Origin of the sequence: Brasilonema bromeliae SPC951 (genome assembly GCF_012912135.1) — a bacterium.
GTDB classification, from domain to species: domain Bacteria; phylum Cyanobacteriota; class Cyanobacteriia; order Cyanobacteriales; family Nostocaceae; genus Brasilonema; species Brasilonema bromeliae.
On sequence record NZ_QMEB01000431.1, the window covers coordinates 1 to 1,263 of the forward strand.

A 1,263-nucleotide genomic window follows, 5' to 3' on the forward strand; every position below is an offset into this window, starting at 1 on the left:
AGGTGATTGACTCATATATATTGTCATTCATAAATTAAGAAATAGAAAAATGAAAAGTTTAGATATTTTTAAGCAGCTTTCCCGTTCACTTCTCATTGTAGACATGATTTACCAACAGAGGGTCGCGTGTTAAAACTTGAAAGTAGACAGCGATCGCTCTTTTCTTCCTCTTTCTCTTTCTCTTTCTCTTTCTCTTTCTCTTTCTCTTCCTCTTTCTCTTCCTCTTTCTCTTCCTCTTTCTCTTTTTCTTTCTCTTCCTCTTCCTCTTCCTCTTCCTCTTCCTCTTCCTCTCTGCGTCCTCTGCGCCTCTGCGGTTCAATAAAAAAAAGTGCGCCACGACAAACGCCAACGCACCCAACAAAATTCATTCCAACAAAAGGTAAAATTAAATCTTCGCTTCTTCCTTCACCAACTTATCCCAACCCAAATCTTTCAAACTATTATTCCGACGTAGCGGACGAGTCACCAACTCCAAAATATCCCGCGCATTAGTAAAACCGTGAATCTGAGCAAAAGTAAACTCCACAGACCACTTAGTATTAATCCCTCGTGCTTCCAACGGGTTAGCATGAGCCATACCAGTAATAACCAAATCTGGCTTCAAATCGTAAATCCGCTGCACTTGATTGTAGTTGTCTGGCTTTTCCACAATCCTAGGCAGAGGTACGCCCATTTCCTTGCAAGTCTTCTCCAGCAACTTCAATTCAGCATCTTGGTAGCGCTTATCCATGTAAGGGATACCAATTTCCGGAACAGTCATACCGCAGCGTACCAAGAACCGTGCTAGGGAAACTTCCAACAAGTTATCACCCATGAAAAACACAGACTTGCCACGAATAAGTTTTATGTAGTCTTCCAAACTTTCCCAAATTTGTGCTTCCCGTTCATCCAAACCTTTAGGAGTAATACCAAACACCGAGCAGATTTTCTCAATCCAAGCGCGGGTACCATCTGGACCAATCGGGAAGGGTGCGCCAATCAGCTTACACTTGCGGCGACGCATCAAGGTAGTCGCAGTTCGGCTAAGAAAGGGGTTGACACCAGCGACATAATACCCTTCTTCAAGGACTGGTAGTTCGGTGAAGCGCTTGGCGGGTAGCCAACCAGAAACCTTGATACCTTGCTTCTTCAATTCCAGTGTTAACTGAGTCACCACGGGATCAGGAAGGGAACCAAACAACACAAGTGGTGGATGATCCACGTACTCAGATTCTTCGTTGGCGACTTCTTCTTTCTTCTTACCAAAGTTAAGCAGTTTAGAAA

Annotated in this window: 2 protein-coding genes; both read right to left on the reverse strand. The window is 43.6% G+C overall.

The genetic code is table 11. The features are described from left to right. Positions 1–92 precede the first annotated feature (92 nt). Positions 93–368 carry a hypothetical protein gene (locus tag DP116_RS28825; protein WP_211173572.1) on the reverse strand — a complete coding sequence of 92 codons (276 nt, stop codon included), beginning with the start codon at positions 366–368 and terminating at the stop codon, positions 93–95. Between the two features lie 17 nt (positions 369–385). After that, positions 386–1,263: ferredoxin:protochlorophyllide reductase (ATP-dependent) subunit N (locus tag DP116_RS28285; protein WP_169158255.1), on the reverse strand; the 878-nt coding region annotated here is incomplete at its 5' end.

Coding starts and splice junctions, on each gene's coding strand:
- DP116_RS28825 (WP_211173572.1), bottom strand. CDS start 368: ATGAATTTTGTTGGGTGCGTTGGCGTTTGTCGTGGCGCACTTTTTTTT.